Source organism: Kosakonia sp. PSU_27 (genome assembly GCF_039409795.1).
In the GTDB taxonomy this organism is placed as follows: Bacteria; Pseudomonadota; Gammaproteobacteria; order Enterobacterales; family Enterobacteriaceae; genus Kosakonia.
Map to the genome: position 1 here is coordinate 98,269 of NZ_JBCIVK010000001.1, position 23,530 is coordinate 121,798.

At 52.0% G+C, this 23,530-nt stretch carries 23 protein-coding genes and 1 pseudogene; 12 read left to right on the forward strand and 12 right to left on the reverse strand.

The annotated features are described in order from the left end of the window. The first annotated feature begins 7 nt into the window (after nt 1-7). Nucleotides 8-2,056: a carboxy terminal-processing peptidase gene (prc, locus tag AAIG26_RS00500; protein WP_045511371.1), complete on the forward strand. Its 2,049-nt coding sequence runs from the start codon at nt 8-10 to the stop codon at nt 2,054-2,056. 193 nt (nt 2,057-2,249) lie between these two features. Beyond that, nucleotides 2,250-3,131 carry a protease HtpX gene (htpX, locus tag AAIG26_RS00505; RefSeq protein WP_044489388.1) on the forward strand — a complete coding sequence of 294 codons (882 nt, stop codon included), beginning with the start codon at nt 2,250-2,252 and terminating at the stop codon, nt 3,129-3,131. A gap of 178 nt (nt 3,132-3,309) precedes the next feature. Here htpX and AAIG26_RS00510 read toward each other — a convergent pair whose 3' ends face one another. Then, nucleotides 3,310-4,683 carry an MFS transporter gene (locus tag AAIG26_RS00510; protein WP_343179358.1) on the reverse strand — a complete coding sequence of 458 codons (1,374 nt, stop codon included), beginning with the start codon at nt 4,681-4,683 and terminating at the stop codon, nt 3,310-3,312. 177 nt (nt 4,684-4,860) lie between these two features. Here AAIG26_RS00510 and kdgR point away from each other — a divergent pair, with 177 nt between their 5' ends. Further along, on the forward strand, nt 4,861-5,652 hold the full coding sequence (kdgR, locus tag AAIG26_RS00515) for a DNA-binding transcriptional regulator KdgR (protein WP_045511376.1): 792 nt from the start codon (nt 4,861-4,863) through the stop codon (nt 5,650-5,652). 50 nt (nt 5,653-5,702) lie between these two features. Here kdgR and AAIG26_RS00520 read toward each other — a convergent pair whose 3' ends face one another. Further along, complete coding sequence (locus AAIG26_RS00520) at nt 5,703-5,942, reverse strand: YobH family protein (RefSeq protein WP_343179359.1); 240 nt, start codon at nt 5,940-5,942, stop codon at nt 5,703-5,705. 161 nt (nt 5,943-6,103) lie between these two features. On the opposite strand from AAIG26_RS00520, the gene mgrB reads away from it, so the two are divergent. The 6 genes and pseudogenes from mgrB (at nt 6,104) to rlmA (ending at nt 9,448) form a co-directional block, all read left to right on the forward strand. Further along, nucleotides 6,104-6,247, forward strand: a complete 144-nt coding sequence (gene mgrB / locus AAIG26_RS00525) for a PhoP/PhoQ regulator MgrB (RefSeq protein ID WP_017456969.1) — start codon at nt 6,104-6,106, stop codon at nt 6,245-6,247. A gap of 74 nt (nt 6,248-6,321) precedes the next feature. After that, nucleotides 6,322-6,609, forward strand: coding sequence for a YebO family protein (locus AAIG26_RS00530; protein ID WP_269230801.1), 288 nt, complete (start codon nt 6,322-6,324; stop codon nt 6,607-6,609). An 18-nt stretch (nt 6,610-6,627) separates the two neighbouring features. Continuing rightward, nucleotides 6,628-7,617, forward strand: a complete 990-nt coding sequence (locus tag AAIG26_RS00535; protein ID WP_343179360.1) for an MBL fold metallo-hydrolase — start codon at nt 6,628-6,630, stop codon at nt 7,615-7,617. Between the two features lie 511 nt (nt 7,618-8,128). Next, nucleotides 8,129-8,241 (forward strand): annotated as a pseudogene (locus AAIG26_RS00540) (DUF2627 domain-containing protein); the annotation flags it as partial. A 41-nt stretch (nt 8,242-8,282) separates the two neighbouring features. Further along, nucleotides 8,283-8,492 (forward strand): transcription antiterminator/RNA stability regulator CspE, encoded by a 210-nt coding sequence (gene cspE, locus AAIG26_RS00545; RefSeq protein ID WP_001062678.1) that lies wholly within the window; start codon nt 8,283-8,285, stop codon nt 8,490-8,492. Between the two features lie 140 nt (nt 8,493-8,632). Beyond that, nucleotides 8,633-9,448, forward strand: coding sequence for a 23S rRNA (guanine(745)-N(1))-methyltransferase (gene rlmA, locus AAIG26_RS00550; RefSeq protein WP_343179361.1), 816 nt, complete (start codon nt 8,633-8,635; stop codon nt 9,446-9,448). Here rlmA and mntP read toward each other — a convergent pair. From mntP to manX, 5 genes are all read right to left on the reverse strand, one after another. Then, the gene (mntP, locus tag AAIG26_RS00555; protein ID WP_045511389.1) at nt 9,445-10,011 is read right to left on the reverse strand and encodes a manganese efflux pump MntP; all 567 of its coding nucleotides are present in this window, start codon (nt 10,009-10,011) and stop codon (nt 9,445-9,447) included. The genes rlmA and mntP overlap by 4 nt on opposite strands. A gap of 375 nt (nt 10,012-10,386) precedes the next feature. After that, the gene (locus AAIG26_RS00560) at nt 10,387-10,845 is read right to left on the reverse strand and encodes a DUF986 family protein (RefSeq protein WP_343179362.1); all 459 of its coding nucleotides are present in this window, start codon (nt 10,843-10,845) and stop codon (nt 10,387-10,389) included. Nucleotides 10,846-10,900: 55 nt separating this feature from the next. Beyond that, complete coding sequence (locus AAIG26_RS00565) at nt 10,901-11,752, reverse strand: PTS mannose transporter subunit IID (protein ID WP_020454084.1); 852 nt, start codon at nt 11,750-11,752, stop codon at nt 10,901-10,903. Nucleotides 11,753-11,764: 12 nt separating this feature from the next. Further along, the gene (locus AAIG26_RS00570) at nt 11,765-12,565 is read right to left on the reverse strand and encodes a PTS mannose/fructose/sorbose transporter subunit IIC (protein WP_017456976.1); all 801 of its coding nucleotides are present in this window, start codon (nt 12,563-12,565) and stop codon (nt 11,765-11,767) included. 63 nt (nt 12,566-12,628) lie between these two features. Then, the gene (gene manX, locus AAIG26_RS00575; protein WP_020454083.1) at nt 12,629-13,591 is read right to left on the reverse strand and encodes a PTS mannose transporter subunit IIAB; all 963 of its coding nucleotides are present in this window, start codon (nt 13,589-13,591) and stop codon (nt 12,629-12,631) included. A 457-nt stretch (nt 13,592-14,048) separates the two neighbouring features. Here manX and yoaE point away from each other — a divergent pair, with 457 nt between their 5' ends. After that, on the forward strand, nt 14,049-15,608 hold the full coding sequence (gene yoaE, locus AAIG26_RS00580) for a CNNM family cation transport protein YoaE (RefSeq protein WP_097405783.1): 1,560 nt from the start codon (nt 14,049-14,051) through the stop codon (nt 15,606-15,608). Between the two features lie 3 nt (nt 15,609-15,611). On the opposite strand, the gene AAIG26_RS00585 is transcribed toward yoaE, so the two are convergent. The 4 genes from AAIG26_RS00585 to pabB form a co-directional block, all read right to left on the reverse strand. Then, nucleotides 15,612-17,210 carry an EAL domain-containing protein gene (locus AAIG26_RS00585; protein ID WP_045509876.1) on the reverse strand — a complete coding sequence of 533 codons (1,599 nt, stop codon included), beginning with the start codon at nt 17,208-17,210 and terminating at the stop codon, nt 15,612-15,614. Nucleotides 17,211-17,368: 158 nt separating this feature from the next. Then, a complete protein-coding gene (sdaA, locus tag AAIG26_RS00590) occupies nt 17,369-18,733 on the reverse strand; it encodes an L-serine ammonia-lyase (protein WP_044489386.1) in 1,365 nt (454 codons plus the stop codon). Between the two features lie 174 nt (nt 18,734-18,907). Beyond that, nucleotides 18,908-19,486, reverse strand: a complete 579-nt coding sequence (locus tag AAIG26_RS00595; protein WP_020454079.1) for a CoA pyrophosphatase — start codon at nt 19,484-19,486, stop codon at nt 18,908-18,910. 3 nt (nt 19,487-19,489) lie between these two features. Continuing rightward, nucleotides 19,490-20,842: an aminodeoxychorismate synthase component 1 gene (gene pabB / locus AAIG26_RS00600; RefSeq protein ID WP_343179363.1), complete on the reverse strand. Its 1,353-nt coding sequence runs from the start codon at nt 20,840-20,842 to the stop codon at nt 19,490-19,492. Nucleotides 20,843-20,926: 84 nt separating this feature from the next. Between pabB and AAIG26_RS00605 the strand changes: the two genes are divergently transcribed. Continuing rightward, nucleotides 20,927-21,109, forward strand: a complete 183-nt coding sequence (locus AAIG26_RS00605) for a YoaH family protein (RefSeq protein ID WP_017456983.1) — start codon at nt 20,927-20,929, stop codon at nt 21,107-21,109. Here AAIG26_RS00605 and AAIG26_RS00610 read toward each other — a convergent pair whose 3' ends face one another. After that, nucleotides 21,110-21,454, reverse strand: a complete 345-nt coding sequence (locus AAIG26_RS00610) for a Rid family hydrolase (RefSeq protein ID WP_020454077.1) — start codon at nt 21,452-21,454, stop codon at nt 21,110-21,112. A gap of 113 nt (nt 21,455-21,567) precedes the next feature. Between AAIG26_RS00610 and AAIG26_RS00615 the strand changes: the two genes are divergently transcribed. Beyond that, on the forward strand, nt 21,568-23,478 hold the full coding sequence (locus AAIG26_RS00615; protein ID WP_343179364.1) for an ATP-dependent DNA helicase: 1,911 nt from the start codon (nt 21,568-21,570) through the stop codon (nt 23,476-23,478). The last annotated feature ends 52 nt before the right edge of the window (nt 23,479-23,530 follow it).

A 23,530-nucleotide genomic window follows, 5' to 3' on the forward strand; every position in this document is an offset into this window, starting at 1 on the left:
GCCTGGCATGAACACTTTGTTTAAGCGCACAGCATTGGCTGGTCTGTTATTCGTAACAGGCCACGCTCTGGCTGTGGAAGATATTACCCGTGCCGATCAAATTCCGGTATTAAAGGAAGAGACCCAGCACGCGACGGTGAGCGAACGCGTTACCTCGCGTTTCACCCGCTCTCACTACCGTCAGTTTGATTTAGACGCCGCTTTTTCGGCGAAGATTTTCAATCGTTATCTCAATCTGCTCGACTACAGCCACAATGTGCTGTTGGCGAGCGATGTTGAACAGTTCTCCCAGAAAAAAAGCCTGATTGGCGACGAACTGCGCAGCGGTAAACTGGACGTATTTTACGACCTGTACAACCTGGCGCAGAAACGTCGTTTTGAGCGCTACCAGTACGCGCTGAAGGTGCTTGAGCGCCCAATGGATTTTTCCGGCAATGACACCTTTAACCTTGACCGTAGCAAAGCGCCATGGCCAAAAGATGAAGCGGAACTGAATGCGCTGTGGGACGGCAAAGTTAAGTACGATGAGCTTAGCCTGAAGCTGACCGGGAAAGACGAGAAAGAGATCCGCGACACACTGACGCGTCGTTATAAGTTTGCGATTCGCCGTTTGGCGCAAACCAATAGCGAAGACGTGTTCTCGTTAGCCATGACCTCTTTTGCGCGTGAAATTGACCCGCATACCAACTACCTTTCTCCACGTAATACCGAGCAATTTAACACCGAGATGAGCCTGTCTCTTGAGGGGATTGGCGCGGTGTTGCAGGGAGATGACGACTATACCGTGATCAACTCTATGGTCGCGGGCGGCCCGGCGGCGAAAAGCAAAGCTATCAGCGTTGGCGATCGCATCGTAGGTGTAGGTCAAACTGGCCAGAACATGGTTGATGTTATCGGCTGGCGTCTTGACGATGTGGTTGCGCTGATTAAAGGACCAAAAGGCAGTAAAGTGCGCCTCGAAATCCTGCCGGCGGGTAAGGGCACCAAAACGCGTATTGTTACCCTGACGCGCGAACGGATTCGTCTCGAAGATCGCGCTGTGAAAATGTCAGTGAAGAGCGTCGGCAAAGAAAAAGTTGGCGTTCTCGACATCCCTGGCTTCTACGTTGGTCTGACTGACGATGTCAAAGTCCAGTTGCAAAAACTTGAAAAACAAAACGTTAGCAGCGTGGTTATCGACCTGCGTACTAACGGCGGCGGCGCGCTGACGGAAGCGGTATCGCTCTCCGGTCTGTTTATTCCGTCCGGCCCGGTAGTACAGGTTCGTGATAACAACGGTAAAGTGCGTGAAGACAGCGATACCGACGGCGTGGTCTATTATAAAGGCCCGCTGGTGGTGCTGGTTGACCGCTTTAGCGCCTCTGCATCAGAAATCTTTGCGGCTGCAATGCAGGACTATGGTCGCGCGCTGATCGTCGGCGAACCGACGTTCGGTAAAGGCACTGTTCAGCAATATCGCTCGCTCAACCGTATTTACGATCAGATGCTTCGTCCTGAGTGGCCGGCGCTGGGATCGGTGCAGTACACCATCCAGAAATTCTATCGTGTTAACGGTGGGAGCACGCAGCGCAAAGGCGTAACGCCGGACATTATTATGCCGACGGGGACGCAGGTTACTGAAACCGGTGAAAAATTTGAAGACAACGCACTGCCGTGGGACAGCATTAACGCGGCTACGTTCGTCAAGTCTGGCGATTTAAAACCGTTTGGCGCGGAGCTGCTCAAAGATCATGAGGAACGGATCGCCAAAGATCCTGAGTTCCAGTACATCATGAAAGACATTGCGCGTTTCGATGCGTTGAAAGATAAACGTAACATCGTTTCTCTTAACCTGGCGCAGCGTGAGAAAGAGAATGCGGAAGATGATGCCATTCGTCTCTCTCGTCTCAACGATCGCTTCAAACGCGAAGGCAAACCGTTACTGAAAAAACTGGATGATTTGCCAAAGGATTATCAGGAGCCCGATCCGTATCTCGATGAAACGGTTCATATTGCCCTGGATCTGGCGCATCTGGAAAAAGATCAACCAGCGGAACAGCCCGCTCCCGCCAAGTAAAATAAAACAGGCACAAGAAATTGTGCCTGTTTTTTTTAACAACTCCTCTCTGGCGTAAGCAATGTACTACAAAATGTAAAGTTGTGTTTTTCTCGTGACTTACGCCGCTCGGATGCTTGAAAATAACCGCTATGCCCATACGATGTGGGTAATCGCATAGTGCGTTTTGTTAAGTCGAGGTTAAAAGAAAATTATGATGCGAATCGCGCTCTTCCTGTTGACTAACCTGGCCGTCATGTTGGTGTTCGGTCTGGTACTTAGCCTGACGGGCATTCAGTCGAGCAGCGTTCAGGGCTTGTTAATTATGGCGCTGCTGTTTGGTTTTGGCGGCTCGTTCATTTCGCTGTTGATGTCGAAATGGATGGCGCTGAAATCTGTCGGTGGTGAAGTGATTGAACAGCCACGTAACGATATGGAGCGCTGGCTGATTGACACCGTTGCCCGGCAGTCTCGCCAGGCGGGTATCGCGATGCCGCAGGTGGCTATTTACCATGCGCCAGATATCAATGCCTTCGCAACTGGTGCGCGCCGTGATGCTTCGCTGGTTGCTGTCAGCACCGGCCTGCTGCAAAACATGAGCCGCGATGAGGCCGAAGCCGTTATCGCCCATGAAATCAGCCATATTGCGAATGGCGACATGGTCACCATGACGCTGATTCAGGGTATCGTGAACACCTTTGTTATCTTCATTTCACGTATCATTGCGCAAATTGCGTCAGGCTTCCTCAGTGGCAACCGTGATGATGGCGAAGAAACTAACGGCAACCCGCTGATCTACTTCGCTGTTGCAACCGTACTGGAGCTGGTGTTTGGTATTCTGGCGAGCATTATCACCATGTGGTTCTCGCGTTACCGCGAATTCCATGCCGATGCCGGATCTGCAAAATTGGTTGGTCGTGAGAAGATGATTGCTGCCCTCCAGCGTTTGAAAACCAGTTATGAACCGCAGGAAGCAAGCAGCATGATGGCTTTCTGTATCAACGGTAAGTCTAAATCGCTGAGTGAACTGTTCATGACTCACCCGCCGCTGGATAAACGTATTGAAGCATTGCGTTCTGGCGAATATCTGAAATAACAGGTTACCTGGAATAAAAAAACGCGTCGAATGACGCGTTTTTTATTGCCCAGCTAAAACCACGTTCTGTGGATGCGGTAAGCAATAGATTGAGTTTTGCCCTACGGCATCTGGATTTAAAGCTTACCGAACGGGCAGGGAGTTAATTCCTTCGATGGTGTGCTATACAAGCGATTCTTTACTCACTGGCGCGCGGCTGTGTAATTCGTAGACTGCTGATTACGGCGGCGATCGTGGCGAGTGTTCCTGCCAGTAGCAACGAGATATGCGTCCCATGTGTTTCAAAAAGATTAAACATCAACGCTACCAGCGCAGCACCGGCGCTTTGTCCCAGTAACCTCGCCGTACCCAGCATGCCGCTGGCACCACCGCTGCGCTGGCGTGGCGCTGCAGTGATAATAGTGTGATTGTTGGGTGACTGAAACAGGCCGAAACCTGCACCGCATAATGCCATTCGCCAGATGATATCAGTATCAGCCGGTGCCGATGGTAGCAACGCCAGTGCAAATAACCCGCCCGCCATCATGACCATTCCTAACCCACCCAGAAGCCCGGCATGAACGCGCTCAATCAGATATCCTGCCAGCGGAGCCATTACCATTGTCGCCAGCGGCCAGGGCGTTAACAGCAAACCTGTTTCCACCTCACTGCGCCCAAGCACCGTCTGCAAAAAGAAGGGCAGGGAAACCAGCGCCAGCATCTGTGCGCAAAATGAACAGACCGAAGTGCCAATCGACAAAGAAAAAAGCGGGATCCGCAGCAAATCTACTGGTAATAAGGGCACGGGTAATTTCAACTGCCGGCGAATAAAAAGTGAGCCAATCAGCAACAATGCGGCCAACTCCACCAACACTAACACCGTGGATTGCCCCTGTGCGAAGCTGCTAAGAGCAGTGATTAACAGGCCGAATGTCAGCGCGTTCATCACTGCGCTGGGCAGGTCGAATCGAGGTTTTGCACTGCGTGTCGCATTGGGAGGTAAATATTTTATTGCCAGCAGCAAGGCGAGAATACCCAGCGGTACATTGATCAGGAATAACCATTGCCAGGAAGCAACAGAAAGAATGGCTGCTGCAATGGTCGGCCCTGCTGCGGATGATACGGCGACAACGAACGAGTTAATGCCCATGCCGCGTCCCAGGCTTCGATAGGGGTAAATCAGCCGAATGAGCGCAGTATTAACGCTCATCAGTGCGGCACCGCCAAAGCCCTGCGCAACACGCGCCAGCGTTAAGGTCAATAACGAGTCGGAAAGCGCGCAAAATAGCGAGGTAAGCGTAAAGAGCACCAGGCCGCATTGATAAACCCGGCGATAACCAAACATATCGCCAAGGAATGAAAGGGTCAGTAGTGAAACGACGATCGCAATTTGATAGGCATTCACAATCCAGATTGAACTGGCAGCGGAAGCATTGAGATCCCGGGCAATGGTTGGCAGAGCAACATTTGCAATTGCACCGTCCAGCACGGCCATGGCGATGCCAATAATAATTGTCAGAATTGCGCCGTAACGCTGTGGAATGGGCAAGCCATCAAGGGAAGTTTTATCCATGGAAATTTCAGGGCTAATGTCACAAAGTTATTTGTATAATAATTCTATCATTGGCATTCCGGTTTTATGTCGCAGATTTGTAACGAAGTTGACAAACGCGCATTGCGGTGACCGGATGACGAATTTATAATAAAAACCGATTCTGAATTTTATAAAACACAGGCGATGAGGTGATTAATGGCAATCGCAGATTTGGACAAGCAGCCAGATTCTGTCTCTTCTGTATTGAAGGTATTTGGCATTCTGCAGGCGCTCGGAGAAGAGCGTGAAATCGGCATCACCGAGCTTTCGCAACGTGTCATGATGTCGAAAAGCACCGTTTATCGCTTTTTGCAAACCATGAAATCGTTAGGTTATGTCGCGCAGGAAGGGGAGTCTGAAAAATATTCCCTGACGCTGAAGCTTTTTGAGCTTGGCGCGCGCGCATTGCAAAACGTTGATTTGATCCGCAGCGCGGATATCCAAATGCGTGAGCTTTCTCGTCTGACGAAAGAGACCATCCACCTGGGTGCGCTGGATGAAGATAGCATCGTCTACATTCATAAAATTGATTCAATGTACAATCTGCGCATGTATTCGCGCATTGGTCGCCGTAATCCGCTGTACAGTACCGCGATTGGTAAAGTCCTTCTGGCATGGCGCGATCGTGAAGAAGTGCAGCAGATTCTTGAAGGTGTTGAATATAAGCGCAGCACTGAGCGCACTATCACCAGCACCGAAGATCTGTTGCCGATGCTGGATATTGTGCGTCAGCAGGGCTATGGCGAAGACAACGAAGAGCAGGAAGAAGGCTTACGCTGTATTGGCGTACCGGTTTTTGACCGTTTCGGCGTTGTGATTGCTGGTTTAAGTATTTCTTTCCCGACATTGCGCTTTTCGGAAGAACGCCTGCATGAGTACGTAGAAATGCTGCACAATGCCGCGCGTAAAATTTCCGAACAGATGGGTTATAACGACTATCCGTTCTGAATGAAGATAAAAAAAGCCGCCTGAAGAGGCGGCTTTTTTTATGTAAAGGATTAGCCGTTATCGACTACGGTATCGCTTTTACGCAACAGCGGGCAGTTTGCCAGACCCAAAAAACCATTACTGGAATGCATATATTGTGCGGTACTGGTGCCTCGTGCAGTAGCATATTTACATTGCAAGCCCAGCCCAGCAGCGTTTTCCGTACTGTTAATCAACACCCCGTAACCGCTCAGCAAGAGCCCAATCCACAGCAGCGCCAGAATAATAACGCTTCGTATGAGTGTACGCATATTTGCTCCTTGCACATCGGTAGACTGTATCACAAGGCTACGGTATTTACCTGGTGAAACAAGTCCAGCATTCCTAAAAATACCGAAAGGAGATACAGTTAGTCGCGGTTTAAGGAAGCCATGATAACCTGGTTACACCTTGCAACGTATCGGAGAGTGGAGTGAGAAAATATAGATGGCTGATTCTGGCTGCCGTATTGGTAGTCTGCCTGCTGCTCTGGACTCAAATGCTTAACGTAATGTGTGATCAAGATGTACAATTCTTCAGCGGCATCTGCGTCATCAATAAATTCATCCCCTGGTAATGGCATTTTTTCAGTGAGAGATTTCCTTCCTTGACGTCAGTGGTAGAATGCCGCGTCTATATAGAGGTGGTGAAATGAACGAAGTATTAAATTCAGGCGCGATCAACCTTGCGTCCATAGTCCTTTCTTTGGTGGTTCTGCTTGTCGGTCTGGTTTTGTGGTTCTTTATCAATCGTGCCAGTTCACGTACGAATGAACAAATCGAGTTACTCGAAGCTCTGCTGGATCAGCAAAAACGACAAAATGCCTTGCTGCGCCGGCTGTGCGAGTCAAATGAACCTGAAAAAGAAGAAGCGGTTGAGCCAGCAAAAGCGCAACAAAAAGGCGATGATGATTTCATTCGCCTGGTCGCAGAGCGCTAGCCAGACCGGGAGTGCGAGATGGCGTGGAGAAACCCCTGGTATAACCCTGCAATCTCGCACCACACGCCGGAAGGTTTTAACAATTCGGCCTCTGTCGCCCATCAAGCCGGAGATGTTAAGCGCTGGCGGAAAGAGCGCAAAGCCGCCGGTCTTCCCAGACCACCCTCCAGCGGTTACCCGGGGTTTATCGAACAGTGGTGGCAAAAAGCCAATATTACTGGTGATGATGATGGCCTCTGGTGGTTAGGCCATGCCAGTATGCTCTTGCGCCTGCAGGGCCAATATCTCCTCACCGATCCCGTCTTTTCCCACCGTGCTTCACCTGTTAGTTTTGCGGGTCCTCAGCGGTGTACACCGCCAGCACTCGCGATTGCCGACATTCCGCAACTGGACGCGATCTTAATTTCCCACAACCACTACGATCACCTGGACGCGTGGACGGTGTGTGCGCTGCTGCGTCGCTTTCCGGATGTGCATTTCTTTGTGCCTCTGGGGGTGGGCTATTGGCTTCGTCGTCGCGGTGCGCAGCATGTTACTGAGTTAGACTGGTGGCAAAGTTTTACATTCCAGGGAATGACCTACACCGCGGTGCCTGCACAACATTGGAGCATGCGCACTTTGTGGGATCGCAATCGCTCGCTGTGGTGCGGCTGGGTCATTGAATCATCCACGCAGCGTTTTTGGTTTGCTGGTGATACAGGTTACACGCCAGAATTGCTCACCATTCCTCAACGATTAGGTCAACTGGATACTATCGCGCTGCCGATTGGAGCTTATGCGCCACGCTGGTTTATGGCAATGAATCATATGGATCCACAAAGCGCTGTCGCGCTTTGGCAACAACTGGGGGCACCACTTGCGATTCCCATTCATTGGGGTGTATTTGAGCTGGCGGACGAATCGCTTGATGAGCCTGTAACAGAGTTACAGCAAGCATTAACCGAAACGGCAGCAGAGAATGACAATTTTAGGATCTTAAAAATTGGGCAGTATTTGCCCTTTTGTTAATTCAGACTCTCCTCCAAAAAGATGAGATCTTTTATAATCATGTTGTTTTATTTATATCGAAACGTTTTCTTTGCCTTTTTATGAGGCAGTGTCATCATAATTTCATTATTTTGGTGCACAACTTTGCTTATTTGCACAAGAAATATCCATACCGGTTTAAGGTAATAGTTTCTCCGATGCGTATATTTGTTTAAGAATCTTCCTAGTCTTAGAAAAAAGCATAAGTATGCGCAAAAAGTTCTTACGATATACGCTATATGCATAGCGAGGAGGGAGCTGACATGGAGCAACGGAACTTATTGAGCTATAGTAATAAATTGGCTGCTTTGAGTATTGGTATTGGTGTTCAGAGCGTCTGTTATAGCGTTCAATTCTATGCATAAACGTGCACAACTAGTCTCGGTTCCTGTTGAATTTGTGCGACGGATCCAGACATGTTTAAAAATGGCTTGCCATAATTTACGTATTATGTGATAACACGTTTTGGGTCAATCGAGGTACAGTTCTGTTTATGTGTGGCATTTTCAGTAAAGAAGTCCTGAGTAAACACGTTTCGTTGAATACAGCTTCTCTGCCGAACCTTATATTAGTGCCTCAAGCAGTAATGTCTCAGTTTTCTCAGTCAATGCCTGCGGGCGAAGTATATACATTAAGGAATTTTGCAAATGGCAAAGATTAAAGGTCAAGTTAAGTGGTTCAACGAGTCTAAAGGTTTTGGTTTCATTACTCCGGCTGACGGCAGCAAAGATGTATTCGTACACTTCTCTGCAATCCAGGGTAACGGCTTCAAAACTCTGGCCGAAGGCCAGAACGTTGAGTTTGAAATTCAGGACGGCCAGAAAGGCCCGGCTGCAGTTAACGTAACTGCTATCTGATTTCGACACCCCTGAGCTTGAAGCGCGTGTAGCGCATCAATGTCAGACATAAAGCCTCGCCTTCGTGCGGGGCTTTTTAATTTCCACGGCATAACAAATGGCGGTACACTTTCGCCCTTTAAGAACGCCCCGGAGTTTTTATGGCTTTCAGTTGTCCGCTCTGCCACGAACCTTTGTACCGTCGAGATAAATCCTTCTTTTGCGCACAGCGACATCAGTTTGATATTGCGAAAGAGGGGTATGTCAATCTTTTGCCCGTTCAGCATAAACGCTCGAAAGATCCGGGTGACAGCGCGGAGATGATGCAGGCGCGCCGTGCCTTTCTGGATGCGGGGCATTACCAGCCACTGCGTGATGCGATTGGCGACATTTTGCATGCGCGGCTACCGTCGTTAGCCGATGCGGTGCTGGATATAGGCTGTGGAGAAGGGTATTACACCCAGGCGTTTGCCGCGATTGCTCAGCAACATGGGGCACAAATGTTAGGGCTGGATGTTTCAAAAGCGGCGATCCGTGCGGCGGCAAAACGCTATTCGGCGATCATGTTTTGTGTTGCATCCAGCCACCGCTTGCCTTTTGAGGATGGTTGCATTGACGGGCTGGTGCGTATTTATGCGCCCTGTAAGGCGCAAGAACTGGCACGCGTAATGAAACCAGAAGGTATTGTTATCACTGCATCACCTGGGCCGCGCCATCTGATGGAACTTAAGGGGCTTATCTATGATGAGGTGCATTTACATGCGGAAAACAGCGGCGATATTGCGGGATTCAAACTGCTGGAACAGCAATCGCTCTCTTATGAGATGACATTGACGGGCCAGCAAGCCGTTGCGTTATTGCAGATGACGCCTTTTGCCTGGCGGGCAAAACCGGAGGTATGGGAAAAGTTAGCGGCAATGGAGCAGTTCCACTGCCAGACCGACTTTACAATCCACTGCTTACAGCGGGAAAGTTAAGCGGCGAAGTGGCTCCACAAGATCTGCGCGCCAATGCCAATGAGTACGATCCCACCGAGGATCTCGGCGCGCTTTCCAAGCAAGGGGCCAATAAAGCGACCAATCATTATTCCTAATGTGGACATAATAAAAGTGGCGCAGCCAATCGCCAGCGCAGTTGCGAGAATATTGACTTGCAGGAACGCGAGGCCAACGCCAACAGCCATCGCGTCGAGACTGGTAGCAATTGCAGTGGTTACCAGCAACCAGAAACCATGACGATGGGGCGTTTCCGCTTCACAGTCGTCATCGCCACGTATTCCCTCAAGCACCATTCGACCACCGAGAAACACCAGCAGCACAAACGCTATCCAGTGGTTCCATTCCAGGACGAATTTTGTGGCCAGCAGGCCCAGCCCCCAGCCAATCAGCGGCGTCAGGGTTTCAATCACGCCAAAGATAAGGCCAGTGCGCAATGCTTCGGAAAACTTCGGTTTATGTAAGGTGGCACCCTTACCGATAGAAGCCGCGAAAGCATCCATCGACATGCCAAAAGCGAGGAGAAGAGTGGCAGATAAATTCATGTGAGCGTCCTGACCGGGAATTCCATATAACACATCTCTGCCCCCAGTAAACAGCAGTTGATGTGCCAATGGTCTCGCCTGACTGATGGTTTCAGTCCGTACGCGCCACGTTTTGCAACGAGTATGTTGACACGTACATTTCCGGGTGGTGGAAATCGGCTACTCCCCAACGACGGACGCACCTTAACATATTTTGAGAATATAAAACAACAACGGCAATATATAATGTTGCTTGCCGTGTGATAACGATTAGCATTTAGATTTATTGGTGAAAGTTACGTTAATAAATATAAGTAAATCTCCCATCAATATAGCAACGGCTATAACTCTGCTGATTATTTACGCGGAGCGATTTTCGCCCTGTCAAATGCTAAATTACTGACTTTTAAGTAAAACTGTTGAGATCTTTTCCAGGTCGTCGATATTTCGTACGCGAATAAGCAAACGTCGTTGCTCTAATTGCATCACTAACACACCATCTTCCGATAAATTCATCTCTTTTATACGGCTATATTCAATCCAGGCATTAGCAAAGAAAAAACCACGCATTTTAAAGATGATTTTGGGGGCGCGGATCCAGAATAGATAAATACCCAGCAAAGCCAGGGCAAATAATAACCACATGGTTAATGATGAACCGCCATTGGCTGTGTTGTTATAGATAAGGATCACCAGTAGGCCGACAAAAATAGCCCCATCGGTACGGCTTCTGCGTAACAGGGGAACCGCCAGGAGCGTGGCACCATTGCGGCGTGGCATGATGAATTCATCATAGATGGCGAAAGCCAGCAGGGCGGCGATAAACAGTACCAATACGATATCCGTAATCGTCATTGTTTCTCCTTACATAAAAAAACCGGGGGCAAGCCCCCGGTTATCACATCACATATTAAAGACCCAGAAGACCGATAGCGTAACCCACAATCCCGATGACGAAGAAGCCAACGATGATCCACAGCGGGTTAACTTTCTTACGCAGCAGCCACATACAAGCGAAAGTCAGCAGCAGCGGTACCAGGCCCGGCATCAATTGATCGAGAATGGTTTGTACTGTCGTAACGTTGGTTTTACCGGTCTGATCGGTAATTTCTGATACCACCAGTGGAATGTTCACATGCGTCCACTTGTTAACCAACGCCCCCATAACAAACAGGCCGAGAATTGACGCCCCCTCGGTCAGTTTTTGCAGGAAACCACCGCCCATATCTTTAACAATATCGATACCTTTACGGTAGCCGTACGCCACGCCGTAATAACGTGTTGCCAGACGGACGATATTGAACAAGACGAAGAACAGCAGTGGCCCGAGCAGGCTACCGCTCATGGCAATCCCTGCTCCGAGCGCTGCAAATACCGGGCGCACCGTACCCCAGAAAATCGGGTCACCGACACCGGCCAGCGGCCCCATCAGACCAACTTTAATACCGTTAATCGCGCCATCGTCGATCTCTGCACCATTCGCACGCTGCTCTTCCATTGCCAGCGTAACGCCCAGTACCGGCGCTGCCACGTATGGATGGGTGTTGAAGAACTCCAGATGACGTTTAATAGCCTGACGGCGCGCTTCGTTATTTTCCGGGTACAGGCGTTTAATCGCCGGCACCATCGAGAAGCAGAAGCCCAATGCCTGCATACGTTCGAAGTTCCATGACCCCTGGAACAGGTTAGAACGCAGGAACACGCCACGAATGTCACTCTGGGTGAGTTTTTTCTCAGTCGGAGTTTTTGTCATATCAACCATGTCGTTCACCTGTTAATCCAGTTCGTTATCAAGATCGTTGGAACCCGCAGCCGGAGCAGCGCCGCCTGCTGAACGGTTATATTTCGGGCTGAGCTGAATGTAGAGGATCGCCATGACTGCACCAATAACACCCAGCGAGACGAGGTTGAAATTGGTGAAGGCCGCCGTCACGAAGCCGAGATAGAAGAACGGCATCAGGTAGCCTGCGCGCATCATATTGATGACCATCGCATAACCTACCACCACGATCATACCACCGGCGATATTCAGACCGCTGGTCACGACTTCAGGAATGGCGTTCAGCATGCTCTGAACTTCACTGGTACCGACAGAGATAGCGACAATGACCGCCGGGATAGCGATACGCATAGCTTGCAGGAACAGGGAAGAGACGTGGATCCAGGAAAGTGCCGTCAGGTTGCCGGTTTCGGCTGCCTTATCCGCGGCATGCTGGAAGCCGACGGTAATGGTACGAACAATAATGGTCAGAACCTGGCCTGCCGCCGCCAGCGGAATGGCCAGCGCGATACCAGCACCGATGCTCTGATGACCGCCAATGACCAGAATGGTCGAGATAATCGACGCCAGCGCCGCATCGGGAGCGACCGCCGCACCGATGTTCATCCAGCCCAGAGCAATCATTTCCAGCGTACCGCCGATAATAATACCGGTTTTCATATCACCCAGAACGATGCCCACCAGCGTACATGCCACCAACGGACGGTGGAACTGGAATTCATCGAGTATCGACTCCATACCGGCAATACACGCGACGACGAACACCAGCACAATCTGAAGAGTGGTAATCTCCATTGTACTTCTCCTATAGCTAAATCAGACGTAAGTGTGAAAACTGAGTCAATCAGGCCGCCGCGGTTATTTCGCCACTTTGCTGATTAAATCCATCATTTTCAGTTTCGGATCGTTTGAAACTTTGCGGACTTCCAGCTCAATATTGCGTTCGTTCAATTTCCTGAAGGCGGCAATATCTTTCTCGTCCACCGAAACTGCGTTATTCACCTGGGTTTTACCCTGACGATAAGCCATACCGCCAATGTTGACGGAGGTGATTTTTACCCCTTCTTCAACGACGCGCAGCACGTCAGTCGGATTGGTGAACAACAGCATCACGCGCTCGCCCGCGTATTTAGGGTTGTTGTACACACGCACCATTTTGGCGACATCAACGACATGCGCCGTCACACCTGGAGGCGCAACCTGAGTCAGCAGGGTTTTACGGACATTATCTGCTGCCACTTCGTCGCTCACGACGATAATACGCGTAACGTTAGTCTCTTTTGTCCAGCGGGTAGCAACCTGGCCATGGATCAGACGGTCATCGATACGGGCAAGGCCGATAACCATATAATCATTAGGCCCCATGGGTTTGGCCGGTGCTGCCGCTTTCGGTGCCACAGGAGCCGGTGTGGGTTTTGCCACCGGTTGTGCTTTCAGCGCTTTCACGCCTTCACGTCCGGTCTCCACCGCCAGCGCCACCAGTTCGTCAAAGGTCGGGTTGTCATCCCGGGCCATCAGTGTTTCCACCAGCATCGGAATATTGACGCCAGCAATAACTTCATAATGCTCTTTATCGACGACAATACGGCTGGCAGCGTTAAACGGACTGCCGCCCCATGTATCAACGAGAAACAGCACACCTTTGCCGGTATCCAGCTTCGCCAGCTGTGCGTTGTACTTTTCGATCAACGTTTCCGCATTTTCACCGGGAACAAAATCAATCCAACCGACGTTCTCCTGCTCGCCCAGCAGCATCTCGGCGGTTTTGAGCAACTGTTCCGCAGCCCAACCATGTGTGCCTATAACAATAGCAATGGTCACTTGCTACCTCCTTCTTCTTGTCGTTAACACACCATTAATTGATGTATTGTGAATCTGTCCCGGTAACGGTAAACCGAATCGATTCAGATAAGGGTTAAAGAGAACACCTATGACTTTCGGGAATTATTTTAGATAGCGAAAAAATAATTTATGTGATGAAGATCCGTAATTTAGGTTTCCTCTTCGTGAAATTTCGAAGCGCAAAATATCCACACAAATTGCAAATTCCGGTAAATCTTTGCAAATGCCAAAGTCTCTCTGATATGTTTATCCTCCGTTTAATGAGTCAGGAGTATAGGGCAGCAGCCCACCGTATGGATCGTCACCGACGTCAGTTCACTTTTTGGCCTTCTCGTGCCACGCAGCCCGGCGTTTTCCGCCATTTCCCAACGACGTTCAATGTCACATTTGTGCGTTTGTGCACACTGAATAACGCATCTCTTCTCAGGAGCCTGTCATGGAATTCTTAATGGATCCCTCGATTTGGGCGGGATTATTGACGCTGGTTGTTCTGGAAATTGTTCTCGGTATCGACAACCTGGTGTTTATTGCCATCCTTGCCGACAAACTGCCGCCGAAACAGCGTGATAAAGCGCGTCTCATTGGTCTGTCGCTCGCGTTGGTGATGCGACTGGGGCTGTTATCGCTGATCTCGTGGATGGTCACGCTGACACAACCGCTTTTTTCCGTCTGGGATTTCACCTTCTCCGGGCGCGATCTGATTATGTTATTCGGCGGTGTGTTCCTGTTATTCAAGGCGACGACGGAGCTGCACGAACGGCTGGAAAACCGTGAGCATGACAGCGGGCATGGCAAAGGCTACGCCAGTTTCTGGGTAGTGGTCGTGCAGATCGTTATTCTTGACGCCGTCTTCTCACTCGATGCGGTCATCACCGCAGTAGGCATGGTCAATCACCTGCCGGTAATGATGGCGGCTGTCGTTATTGCGATGGCAATGATGTTGCTTGCGTCAAAACCGCTGACGCGTTTTGTCAACCAACATCCCACGGTGGTCGTGCTCTGTCTGAGCTTCCTGCTGATGATTGGTTTGAGCCTGGTGGCTGAAGGTTTTGGCTTCCATATTCCGAAAGGTTACCTGTACGCGGCGATTGGTTTCTCTATCATCATTGAGTTCTTTAACCAGATTGCGCGCCGCAACTTTATTCGCCATCAGTCGCATCTGCCGCTGCGCGCCCGTACGGCTGATGCCATCCTGCGTTTAATGGGCGGTCGCCGTCAGTCGAACCCGCAAATTGAAGCTGATAGCCAGGCTTCTGTACCGGTGCCGGAAGGGGCGTTTGCGGAAGAAGAGCGTTATATGATTAACGGCGTATTAACGCTGGCTTCACGCTCGCTTCGCAGCATTATGACGCCGCGCGGTGATATCAGTTGGGTGGATGCCAACCTCGGTGTTGAACAGATCCGCCAGCAACTGCTGTCCTCGCCGCACAGCTTGTTCCCGGTTTGCCGTGGTGAGCTGGATGAAGTCATTGGCATTGTGCGCGCGAAAGAGATACTGGTGGCGCTGGAAGAGGGCGTGGATGTTGCGGCGATCGCTTCGGCAACACCGGCGATTGTGGTGCCGGAGACGCTGGATCCGATTAAGCTGCTGGCCGTATTGCGCCGGGCGCGCGGGAGTTTTGTTATCGTCACCAATGAGTTTGGTGTCGTGCAAGGCCTGGTAACGCCGCTGGACGTGCTGGAAGCTATCGCCGGTGAATTCCCGGACGCAGATGAAACGCCAGAAATCGTTGCCGATGGTGACGGCTGGCTGGTGAAAGGCACCACAGACTTGCATGCGCTGCAACACACGCTGGGTCTGGACAACTTCATCGATGAAGACGAAGACATTGCCACCGTGGCGGGTCTGGTGATTGCCGCGCGAGGGCAAATCCCGCCAGTGGGCGAAACCTTCGAAATGGCACCGTTGCATATCACCGTGCTGGAAGCCAACGATTACCGTGTTGATCTGGTCCGTATTGTTAAAGAGCAACCTGCTCACGACGAAGAAGAGTAATCTTTACCCCGGCATTAACGGCGCGACATGGCCGTTATGCCGTTCCGGCGGCGGGGAGATATTCCCCGCCAGCCAGGCCGGAAAATCCTTCACCGGCATCGGTGCTGCAAAAAGAAAACCCTGCAACATATGTACACCCTGTTGACGTAAATACAGCGCTTGTTGCGTTGTCTCCACTCCTTCCGCGACCAGCTCAATATTCAGCCGTTGGCCGAGCGCGATAATCATATCGGTCACCGTCGAGTTCACCGCATCCGTACCAATAGCCGCGGTATAAGACTTATCAATTTTCAGGATGTCCGGGTGTAATTTCTCCAGCCACGAAAGCGAACTATTACCCGTACCGAAATCATCAATGGCAATCTTCGCGCCATGGCGATGAAGCTCGCGCAGCATGCGTGATTCGACATCCAGCAACGCATCGCGCTCCGTGAGTTCAATGGTTAACTGCTGGGCAGGATTTTTGTTAAACCAGAGCTGGACGAGATCTTTTAACAATTCACCGTGGCGCAAATGGCTTGGTGCGGCGTTGATGCCGATATGAAAGTGAGGATCATCAGGAAAGAGCGCCAGTTGACGCTGGGTTTCAGCCAGCACATAACGTGTCAGTGGGGCAATCAGATGCTGCTCTTCGGCAATCGGGATAAATATCTCCGGCGGGATCCAGCCCTGACGCGGATTGTGCCAGCGCAACAAAATTTCGACGCCCGCACACTGCATATTGTGTGCATTGAGTAATGGCTGGCAAAACAGCTCAAACTCATGCCCGGCAAGCCCGAGGTTTATCTCGCGGGAAAAGCTCATCCGGCTGGCGGTGGCAAACCAGGCAATAAAACCGGTCAATAAACTCATCATCAGCGCCAGCGGCAACTGCGAAGGCAAATGCCACAGCGCTAGTCGCGTAGAACCCGGCCCGGTTACGCTAATGGTAAAAGGAAAATGGGCAGATGTACGCTGGTAGCGCTTTTCGTTTTCCAGCGGCGGCAAGTTATCCAGCACACCTTTGCCCTCAACCAGATGTTTGCCGCCGACGCTGAGGCTGACGCTGGTAATCAATGGCGCTTGCGGCTCCAGCATTAAATTACTCAGCAGCTCAATATTTACCGCCTCCATCACGCCACTTTGTCCGTCCTCACTGGTGGGATACCACATGATCAAGATAGGGCGATCTTTTAGCAGTGACTGATCGGTGGTGAGCACCAGCTTTTGCGAACGTGAAGGCAGCGAGGGCTGAAGCTGGTGAATGGCAACATCGCGCTGGCCAAAGATACTCGAACAGTAGAGCGTTCCGTTCTGAATCAGGCCGATAGAGCGCACGGTTTGCAGGCTTGCTGCCAGCTTGCGAAGCTGCAGGTGAATATCGCTACAGGGAATGCCAACCAGCGGCACCAGCACACTGCGACCCGCCTCCAGCGGCAGCATCAATCGCTCAAGGGTTTTAACCGCGTGGTTGGTAAAGGCATAAATACGCTGATGATTTAAATTACGCTCCGAAATAAAGCGAAACGTGAGGGTTAAAAATAGTGCGACAGCGCCAACCAGCACGCAAACAATGGCGCGCCGTCGTCGGTAACTTTTAATGATCCGTTGAGCCGTCTGCATGCCGCTGCCGCCTGTAAAATCCCTGGCCTGATTTCCATGCCAGAACACTCAAAGTGTAGTGGGGAATTACCGGAGCGACGATAAATCGGTGAAAGCTCACTCAACTGCAGTAAATATGAAAAAACGCCGTTCGGCTGAACGGCGTTGATAAGCAAGAATTAATCACACTGTACTTTGATGGCCAGCCCGCCACGCGATGTTTCACGGTATTTGGCGTTCATATCTTTACCGGTCTCATACATCGTTTCGATCACTTTATCGAGAGAAACGCGCGGCGCGCTGGTTCGCCGCATTGCCATGCGTGAGGCGTTAATCGCTTTCACTGAAGCAATAGCGTTACGCTCAATGCACGGCACCTGGACTTGCCCGGCCACCGGATCGCAGGTCAGGCCAAGGTTGTGTTCCATGCCAATTTCCGCCGCCACGCAGACCTGTTCCGGGCTGGCACCCAGCAGTTCTGCCAGACCCGCCGCAGCCATCGAACAGGCAACGCCCACCTCGCCCTGGCAGCCAACTTCGGCACCGGAAATGGAAGCGTTCATTTTATACAATGCGCCGATAGCGCCAGCGGCGAGAAAATAGCGGATATAAATATCCGGGCTGACGGATTCAATAAAGTGGTCGTAATAGGCCAGCACCGCCGGAACGATACCGCAGGCACCGTTAGTTGGTGCGGTTACCACGCGTCCACCGGCGGCGTTTTCTTCGTTAACCGCCAGCGCAAACATGTTCACCCAGTCGATAACGTTCATTGGATCGCTGGAGAGCTTATCGCTGGCAACCAACATGCGGCGCAGTGCGGAAGCGCGGCGCGGAACGCGCAGCGGCCCCGGTAATACGCCTTCCGTATTCATGCCGCGATCGATACAGGCGCGCATGGTGGACCAGACATTACCGAAGTACTCTTCAATCTCTTTTTTCGAGTGCAATGCCAGTTCGTTTTGCATCACCATGCCAGAAAGCGACAGGCCGGTTTCTTTGCAATACTCCAGCATCTGGGTAGCGGAATTGAACGGATAAGGGACATCGACCGAGCTGGTGGTCTCTTTACCAAAATGTTCTTCATCGACGATAAACCCCCCGCCGATGGAATAATAGGTTTTGCTGTAAATGACGCTTTCGCCATTCAGCGCGGTGATACGCATGCCGTTCTCATGCAGCGACAGGTTATCGCTGTGAAAACGCATCCCGTCATCTTTCGGGAAATCGACTTCATGACGCCCCTGCGCCAGCAACAGTCGCCCGCGATTTTCCACATCACGGATAAAACCCGGGATTGCATCGATATCGACTGTGGCCGGTTCGTTACCCGCCAGTCCCATAATGATCGCGATATCGGTATGGTGGCCTTTCCCGGTAAGGGAGAGCGAGCCGTACACATCCACTACCACGCGGGTGACGTCATCCAGCAATCCTTTTTCGACCAGATCATCGACGAACTGCTTACCGGCCTTCATCGGGCCTACAGTGTGGGAAGATGAGGGACCAATCCCCACCTTAAACATGTCGAATAGACTAATCACATTAACGCTCCTGACAGGGTTACCGGCGTTTCCAGTAACGATGTAATAACTGCGCATAGTGTAAGAGGGAAGGCCATCATCAGCTTAACTATTCACATGAATTAAACTAATGGCTAACCCTGATTTTACTAATAGCGCGTACGCTGTCACAAAAGTGCTATATGTAAAGTATAGTCAAGGTCTGCGCCCTATCTGCAGCGCCAGCGAGCGAATAATTCCTGCCGTCATGCCCCAGACAAAATAATGCTGATACCAGGATAACCACACCCGATGCGCATTGCCGTGGCGGTGGATATCCAGCGGATGATAGCGGCCAAGACGCAGTGCTTCGGCGAGCGGCATTTCAAACACCGCCGCCACTTCATCTTCACTGGCGTGATAGGGCAAATCCGGCGGGATAATGCCGACCACCGGCGTAACCTGAAAACCGGTCACGCTATCAACCGGCGGCAAAACGCCAATCACCTCGACGGCCTCAGGCGGAATGGCGACCTCTTCCTGCGCTTCGCGCAGTGCCGCAGCGATTAGCGACGCATCCGTGCTGTCAACCGCACCACCGGGGAACGCTACCTGACCGGCATGCTTGCGAAGCAGAGGCGAGCGTTGCGTCAGTAATAAGCCGGGCTGCTCACGGCGCACGACCGGCACCAGTACCGCCGCCTGACGTGTATTTGCCACCGCCGGGTTGAGTTGCGGGCGTAAAAGCTGAAAGCGCGATAAAAAATCATCCAGAGTTAAAGCCGGTTGCTCCACGAATCATCTCTCCAGTTGCCGCAGGATACGGTTAACTTTATCAAAAGTTTCCTGATACTCCGCCTCTTCCTGGCTGTCGGCCACAATGCCGCCGCCTGCGGAACAGTAAATTTTCCCCGCACAGGCGCTGAGTGTGCGAATGGTGATGCTGGTATCCATGTTCCCGCAGAAACTGAGATAACCAATCGAACCGCACCAGGCGTTACGCCGCTGCGGTTCAAGCTCATCGATAATTTCCATCGCCCGCACTTTCGGTGCGCCAGTGATCGAGCCGCCCGGAAACGCCGCGCGCAGCAGGTCGCTGGCATGGCGTCCGGCGGGCAATTTCGCCGTTACAGTGCTGACCAGATGGTGCACGGCAGGAAAAGGTTCGACCACGAATAGTTCCGGCACGCGCACCGACCCCGGTGTCGCCACGCGACCGATATCGTTGCGCATCAAATCAACAATCATCAGGTTTTCGGCCTGATCTTTGGGTGAGGCGGCGAGTTTCTGTGCCTGCTGCGCATCGGCCTGCGGGTCGGCAAGCCTTGGCAACGTGCCTTTAATCGGCCGTGTTTCGATATTGTCGCGTTCGAGGCGAATAAAACGCTCCGGCGACAGGCTCAGGATCGCGCCGTGTTCAAGGCGTAAAAAAGCGCTGAACGGCGCGCGGTTTTCGCGATTGAGTTGGCTAAACGCCAGCCACTCATCCCCGCAATAGTCGGCAGTAAAACGTTGCGCCAGATTGACCTGGTAGCAGTCGCCGCTGTGTAACCATGCCTGAACCTGGCGGAATTTTTCGCCATATTCGCTACGCGTCATATTGGCCTGCCAGGCGGAAGTCAGCCGAAACGGTTGGCGCTGCGGTTCACTTTGCGCCTGTAACCATGCCAGCCTGGCGTTAACATCGCTATGGCTGAGCAATGTCACACGCTGCAATTGATGATCGACAATCAGCGCCCAGTCATAAATTCCGACCGCCATATCCGCGATGCGAATGTCCTGTTCGGCAATCGCGGGCAGCTTTTCGAAACGACGGCCTAAATCATAGCCAAACAGCCCCAGCGCACCACCCTGAAACGGCAGATCGGCATGAGGTTCGCATCGAAACGGGTAAGCATCCAGACGTTGTTGCAGCAGGTGTAGCGGATCTTCCTGCGATATCTCGCTACCATTAAGGGTAGTGGCCTCGCCGTGTGTCGTCAGTGTCTCCAGCGGATCGGCAACCACAATATCAAAACGATTATGCGGATGTTCAGCATGGCCAGAATGCAACAGCATGGCCCAGGGCTGGTGGCTGAGTGGCGCAAAGTAGTGTTCGGAGGCGTCCTGGCGCCACGGCAGCGAAATAACGGCGGGGGATAACGTCTTCATTGATCCTGACTCATGTGCGTCTGCGCTGGTGAAGCGCGCCGACGCATGGAATAATTAGCGCCAACAATTTAGCAGGAGTTGACAATGTTTGCAGGTTTACCTTCCCTCAGCCACGAGCAGCAGCAAAAAGCGGTAGAGCGTATCCAGGAATTAATGTCGGGCGGCATGAGCAGTGGGCAGGCGATTGCACAGGTTGCTGAAGAGTTACGCGCCAGTCATACCGGCGAACGGATCGTGGCGCGCTTTGAAGATGACGATGACGAGTAATTACACCGCGGCGATGATTTTGATTTCCACTTTATAACGCGGGTTCATCAGTTTTGCCTGCACGGTGCAACGCACCGGTGCATGGCCCGCAACAACCCAGGCATCCCACGCTCTATTCATGGCGGCGAAGTCGTCGCCATCGGCCAGAAAAATGGTGGCATCAAGAATGCGCGTTTTATCGCTGCCTTGCTTGAGCAGAACCGCATCAATTTGCGCCAGCGTGTTGGCCGTCTGTTCAAACGCATCGGCATCGAGGTTTTCCGGCACGCCAGTGTAGTAAAGCGTCTGATTGTGGATAACCACATCAGACCAGCGGTCTGCCGCATCAATACGCACAATTGTCATTGTCTTTTCCTTCTTATTGGCCATGAATTCGCGGGCAAGAGTGCCATAAAAACCTGGCTGGCGTAAATCCGCTCACCCTGACATAATCACTGGCGATTTAACCAGGGGGTAGTGTGACGGACGATTTTGCAACAGACGGCCAGTTAGCCAAAGCCATTGCGGGATTCAAACCGCGTGAACCGCAGCGCCAGATGGCGCAAGCCGTCACACAGGCGATTGAGAATACGCAGCCGCTGGTGGTGGAAGCGGGAACCGGTACCGGTAAAACCTACGCCTACCTCGCGCCTGCGCTGCGCGCCGGGAAAAAAGTGATCATCTCCACCGGTTCGAAAGCCTTGCAGGATCAGCTTTACAGTCGCGATTTACCTACCGTCGCCAAGGCGCTTGAGTTCACCGGGCGTACCGCGCTGCTGAAAGGGCGCTCCAACTACCTCTGTATTGAACGTCTGGAGCAGCAAGCGCTGGCCGGTGGCGATCTGCCGGTACAAACGTTAAGCGATGTGATTTTGCTGCGCTCCTGGTCGAATCAAACCACCGATGGTGACATCAGTACCTGTGTCAGTGTGGCGGAGGATTCGCAGGCGTGGCCGCTGGTGACCAGTACCAACGATAACTGTCTGGGTAGCGACTGCCCGATGTATAAAGACTGTTTCGTGGTCAAAGCACGTAAAAAAGCGATGGATGCCGACGTGGTGGTGGTCAACCATCACCTGTTTCTTGCCGATATGGTGGTGAAAGAGAGCGGCTTCGGGGAGCTGATCCCGGAAGCCGAAGTGATGATCTTTGACGAAGCGCACCAGCTTCCTGATATCGCCAGCCAGTATTTTGGTCAGTCACTCTCCAGCCGCCAGCTTCTTGATCTCGCTAAAGATTTCACCATTGCCTACCGCACCGAACTGAAAGATACCGCGCAGTTACAGAAGTGCGCCGATCGTCTGGCGCAGAGCACGCAGGATTTTCGCTTGCAGTTAGGTGAGCCGGGTTATCGCGGTAACCTGCGCGAGCTACTGGCAGATGCGCATATTCAACGTGCGCTGTTGCTGCTCGATGATGCGCTGGAACTCTGTTACGACGTGGCGAAGCTGTCGCTGGGCCGCTCCGCACTGCTGGATGCCGCGTTCGAACGCGCGACGACATATCGTGCCAGGCTGAAACGGCTCAAAGAGATCAACCAGCCAGGTTACAGCTACTGGTATGAATGTACTTCACGTAACTTCACGCTGGCGTTAACGCCGCTGACCGTAGCGGATAAGTTTACCGAGGTAATGGCGCAGAAAAAGGGTAGCTGGATTTTCACCTCTGCAACGCTTTCCGTGAATGACGATCTGCACCACTTTACCGCGCGACTTGGCATTGAAGGGGCGCAATCGCTGTTGCTGCCAAGCCCCTTTGATTATGAGCGCCAGGCATTGCTGTGCGTACCGCGCAATCTTCCGCAGACCAATCAACCAGGCGCTGCGCGCCAGCTGGTGGCGATGCTCAGACCGATGATCGAAGCCAACAATGGCCGCTGCTTTATGCTGTGCACCTCGCACGCCATGATGCGTGACCTCGCCGAGCAATTTCGCGCCACCATGAGCCTGCCGGTCTTGCTGCAGGGAGAAACCAGCAAAGGGCAACTGTTGCAGCAATTTGTGAATGCCGGTAACGCGTTACTGGTGGCAACCAGCAGTTTCTGGGAAGGGGTGGACGTGCGTGGTGACACGTTATCGCTGGTCATTATTGATAAGCTGCCGTTTACGTCTCCGGAAGATCCGTTGTTAAAAGCGCGGATGGAAGATTGCCGTCTTCGTGGAGGCGATCCGTTTGATGAAGTTCAGCTGCCGGACGCGGTGATTACCCTGAAACAAGGTGTCGGGCGCCTGATACGTGATATTGACGATCGCGGCGTGCTGGTCATTTGCGATAACCGTCTGGTGATGCGCCCCTATGGCGCGGTGTTTCTCGCCAGCCTGCCGCCTGCACCGCGAACCCGTGATATTCGCCGCGCGGTTGAATTCCTTGCCTCTCCCCCGGCGCAGTAATTTTCTGTGGACTGTGGTAAGATGCGCGCCATTTTGTTTTTCATGGACCGCT